This window comes from Limosilactobacillus galli (assembly GCF_947381495.1).
GTDB classification, from domain to species: domain Bacteria; phylum Bacillota; class Bacilli; order Lactobacillales; family Lactobacillaceae; genus Limosilactobacillus; species Limosilactobacillus galli.
In genome coordinates this window covers 1-4,772 of sequence record NZ_CANCWK010000069.1, presented here as the reverse complement: position 1 = coordinate 4,772, position 4,772 = coordinate 1, and the positions used below count along the sequence as shown (strand labels likewise).

Genomic DNA, 4,772 nt, shown 5'->3' with positions numbered 1-4,772 from the left:
GACTCCTTTTTTAGTCTACTTTGAGTCTAACCTTGTTAGGCTTTTTTTGTTAAATGTTACGAACTAGCAAATCGCGTGTTAACAAAATAAGATGAAAGGTGGATTTGGCGTGGATAACACAAAAAATCAGCACCGTAAGCATCACTTGATTGAGTATGCTAACGGGAAGTCTCTAGAAGAAATCAACGGTACCGTTGAAGTCCCTCACGGCAAGGGATTCTGGCGAACATTATTTGCCTACTCTGGCCCGGGCGCATTAGTTGCCGTGGGTTACATGGATCCTGGTAACTGGGCGACTTCAATTACCGGTGGTCAAAGCTTCCAATACACCCTGATGACTACCATCTTGATCTCAAGTTTGATTGCGATGTTGCTTCAATACATGGCGGCTAAACTCGGGATCGTGAGTCAAATGGACCTCGCTCAGGCAACACGGGCGCGGACCGGTAAAGCATTAGGGATTATTCTCTGGCTCATGACCGAATTAGCGATCATGGCGACCGATATTGCCGAAGTTATTGGTGCGGCGATTGCCCTGAACCTGCTGTTCCACATTCCGTTGATCCCATCAGTCTTCATTACCGTTCTTGATGTTTTAGTTCTGCTATTATTGACGAAGATTGGTTTCCGGAAGATCGAAGCAATCGTAGCCTGCCTGATTCTGGTTATCCTGTTTGTCTTTGCCTACCAGGTAGCCCTCTCTAACCCGAACTGGGGCGCTGCCTTCATGGGCCTTTTGCCTTCAACTAAGGCCATCGCCCAACACCCTGAAGTCGGTGGAATCACTCCATTGAGCGGTTCTCTAGGGATCATCGGGGCGACGGTGATGCCGCACAACCTGTACCTGCACTCCGCAATTTCCCAGACGCGGAAGATCGACCACAACGACCTCGACAGTATCCGGCAGACGGTGCGGTTTACCACCTGGGACTCCAACATTCAGCTGTCCCTGGCCTTCATTGTTAACGCCCTCCTGCTGATCATGGGGGTGGCCGTCTTCAAGTACGGGGCCGTCAAGGATAGTTCATTCTTTGGACTCTACGAAGCGCTGAACAACACCTCCATGCTTAGCAACCCCATCCTGATTGCCGTCGCCAAGTCCGGGGTACTGTCAACCCTGTTCGCGGTTGCCCTGCTGGCTTCTGGTCAAAACTCCACCATCACCGGGACCCTGACTGGTCAGGTCATCATGGAAGGGTTCGTCCACATGAAGATGCCACTCTGGGCCCGGCGCCTGGTTACCCGTCTGATCTCCGTCGTTCCAGTGCTGCTCTGTGTTGGGATGACTTCTGGCGAATCTACCATCCAGCAACACACTGCGTTGAACCTGCTGATGGAAAACTCACAAGTCTTCCTGGCCTTCGCCCTGCCATTCTCCATGCTGCCGCTGCTGATGATGACCAACAGTGAAGTCGAGATGGGTGAATTCAAGAATCGGATGTGGGTTAAGGTTTGTGGTTGGTTATCAGTTATCGCACTGACTTTCCTGAACCTCTACAACCTGCCGGCAACTTACGAAGGCTTTGGCGTTTGGTCTAAGGGGACATCCGATGTACTGGCATACCTGACGATCGTTATCATCTTAGTCCTGTTGGCTTGGACCTGTGTCGAACTCTACCGCGGTGACAAGCGTTTTGCCGCCGAGGGTCGGGGCTTCGGTCAACAAGAAGAAAAGATGCACGACTCCGCTAAGGATTAATAGCTTATCTACCTAACTCAGAAAGGGGACTGGCACTTGCCAATCCCCTTTCAATCGTTTAAATTAACTAGATCATGCTATAATAGTGACTAATACAGTACTGTTCTAAATGAGGTGAACACGTTGAACAATAACCAAGACAAGGATAACAAGCGCTTAAGCCGGGTCGAGTTGTACGATACTCCCAAACCGGGCGACAAAAAGAAAAAACGCCGGTCCTCAATTTTTGACAACCTCAAACGCGAGGAGAAAAATAATGCCCGGCCACGGCCAAACAGGAAGGCTAAGCCAGCACATCCTGGTCAAAAGCGGCGCAACCACCGGCTCTTCAAGGTCCTGCTGGGGATTTTGCTGGCGGTTCTCTTGGTAATGATCATTGTCTTCATGGTCAAGCAGCAGAATCCGGTCAACACAAATAACGATGATGCCACGACCGTTTCGACCAGCTCAAAGAAGAAGCGCCACAGCAGCGGTCATAAGAAGCACAAGAGCCATTCCACCAGCGATAGTGATGATACCACTGACACTAGCGACACTTATTCTTACAGTACGCCAAGCAGCACGCAGAATAACCAGTCGACCAGCCGGCAGTCTACTAGCAACAATAATAATGACCAACACCAGTCTGCCAATACCGAATCTGCGCAAAACAACAGTCAACAATCATCGACTAACAGCCAGCAGCAGACTAACAATGACCAGCAGCACCAGTCATCAACGACCGGTCAGTCACAAAATGGCAACACTAGCAGCCAGAGTGGTCAGCAACAATCTGCCCAGCCTCAGCAAACCCAACAAAAATAAAATAATCAAAAAAGGGGTTGCTAAGTCCGTCGTCCGTGTTATAATCATAGGCAATCGAAGGATAAGTCAAGTGATGACCTCCTACCAGGGAGTCGGTGCCATGGCTGGAAGCACCGTTGGAGCGATTCATCACGTTGATACCACCTTCTTAGATCACTAGCCGAAATAAGGCTGGTCGGGTCGTGTCCGTTACCACACCATAGAGAGGAATTCCAATATTCCTGAACATGGGTGGAACCACGCTAATTGATGATAATTAACGTCCCTAACGCTTAACAATAGGCGTTAGGGGCGTTTTTGATTTTTTGTAAGGGAGAGATCATTATGGCTCAAGTCGCAGTTATGTCACCCGATGGATCAGTTAAGAAGATCGACCGGGACTCAGAAGAAGGTTTACAAGCACTCCGCAAGCTGTCTGCATTAATGCTCAAGGCTGCTTTGCAACAAGAATTCAAGGGTATTCGCCTCGGTGAAGCCGTTGCCGACGAAGACGGTTTCCACGTTGATTCCGACAAGGACGACCAACAAGTTTCTGCCGACGAATTACCAGCATTAGAAGACGTCATCAAGGGGATGGCCAAGGATGACGTTAAGGTTGAATTCGCTGAAGTTGCCGTTGACGAAGCTTTAGCTAGTGTTAAGGATGACAAGTTCTCCACTGAACTGATCAACGAAAACGCTAAGGATGGCAAGGTTGCCATGTACAAGCTCGGCGATGCCATGGCCATTGCTGACCAAGACGTCCTGGTTTACGGCGACGTAGTCAAGAACCTCAAGCTCTTGTCCGTTGCCGGAGCTTACTGGAAGGGTATGTCATCCAACCCAATGCTTCAACGGATCTACGGGACCGTCTTCTACAAGAAGGATGACCTGGCTGAAGATCTGAAGAAGCGCCAAGAAGCACGTGAACGCGACCACCGGGTAATCGGTAACCAACTTGACCTCTTCTTTGTTGATCCAAAGGTCGGCGCCGGCCTGCCATACTGGATGCCAAAGGGTGCCACGATTCGCCGGACGATCGAACGCTACATCATCGACCGGGAAGTTGCCGACGACTACAAGCACGTTTACACCCCAGTTCTGATGAACCTGGATGCCTACAAGACTTCTGGTCACTGGGAACACTACCGTGACGACATGTTCCCACCAATGGACATGGGTGACGGTGAAATGCTTGAACTGCGGCCAATGAACTGCCCAAGCCACATTCAAATCTACAAGCACCACATTCGTTCCTACCGTGACCTGCCACTGCGGATCGCTGAACTTGGTATGATGCACCGTTACGAAAAGTCTGGTGCCCTCTCCGGTCTGCAACGGGTTCGTGAAATGACCTTGAACGACGGCCACACCTTCGTTGCCCTTGACCAAATCCGGTCCGAATTTGCCAAGATCCTGAAGCTGATCATGTCCGTCTACAAGGACTTCGACATCACCGACTACAGCTTCCGGCTCTCCCTGCGTGATCCTAAGAACACTAAGAAGTACTACGCTAACGACGAGATGTGGGAACGGTCTCAAACCCTGCTGAAGGCGGCCATGGACGACCTGAACCTCGACTATTACGAAGCTGAAGGTGAAGCTGCCTTCTACGGTCCAAAGCTGGATATCCAAACCAAGACGGCCCTTGGGAACGAAGAAACCATGTCCACGATCCAGCTGGACTTCATGCTGCCTGACCGCTTCGGCCTGACTTACGTTGGTAAGGACGGTAAGGAACACATGCCAGTTATGATCCACCGTGGAGTTGTCGGCACCATGGAACGGTTCGTTGCCTACCTGACTGAAATCTACAAGGGTGCCTTCCCAACCTGGTTAGCCCCTGAACAAGTTCACATCATCCCAGTTAGTGATGATAACCACGGTGCTTACGCCGACGAACTTGCTAAGAAGCTGAAGGCGGCCAACATCCGGGTTGTTGTTGATCACCGGAACGAGAAGATGGGTTACAAGATTCGTGAAGCCCAGACGCAAAAGGTTCCATACACCCTGGTTGTCGGTGACGACGAAATGAAGAGCAACGGCGTCTCCGTCCGGAAGTACGGTGAGAAGGAACAAAACGAAATGAGTCAGGATGACTTCATGAACGAAATCCTCGCTGATATCGCATCCTACTCCCGTAAAAACTAATCACTAACCTTTAATTAAAGCCGCGGACAGTCAATGAGCTGCCCGGGGCTTTTTTAGCTTTAGGGGTTCTATGATATTCGGTAAGGATAAGATGAATTCTTATCTTTATCGTTTTTTGTTACTTGCTGTACCATTGATT

General features: G+C 50.1%; 3 protein-coding genes. All 3 read left to right on the top strand.

The features are described from left to right. The first annotated feature begins 91 nt into the window (after nucleotides 1–91). The 3 genes from QOS10_RS08980 (at nucleotide 92) to thrS (ending at nucleotide 4,633) form a co-directional block, all read left to right on the top strand. Nucleotides 92–1,699: an Nramp family divalent metal transporter gene (locus QOS10_RS08980; protein WP_283595143.1), complete on the top strand. Its 1,608-nt coding sequence runs from the start codon at nucleotides 92–94 to the stop codon at nucleotides 1,697–1,699. Nucleotides 1,700–1,822: 123 nt separating this feature from the next. Next, nucleotides 1,823–2,503 carry a hypothetical protein gene (locus QOS10_RS08975; RefSeq protein ID WP_283595142.1) on the top strand — a complete coding sequence of 227 codons (681 nt, stop codon included), beginning with the start codon at nucleotides 1,823–1,825 and terminating at the stop codon, nucleotides 2,501–2,503. Nucleotides 2,504–2,827: 324 nt separating this feature from the next. Beyond that, complete coding sequence (gene thrS / locus QOS10_RS08970) at nucleotides 2,828–4,633, top strand: threonine--tRNA ligase (protein ID WP_283595141.1); 1,806 nt, start codon at nucleotides 2,828–2,830, stop codon at nucleotides 4,631–4,633. The last annotated feature ends 139 nt before the right edge of the window (nucleotides 4,634–4,772 follow it).

Bases quoted from the DNA above. Each gene is read 5' to 3' on its own strand.
- thrS (WP_283595141.1), top strand. From the start codon at position 2,828: ATGGCTCAAGTCGCAGTTATGTCACCCGATGGATCAGTTAAGAAGATC.
- QOS10_RS08980 (WP_283595143.1), top strand. From the start codon at position 92: ATGAAAGGTGGATTTGGCGTGGATAACACAAAAAATCAGCACCGTAAG.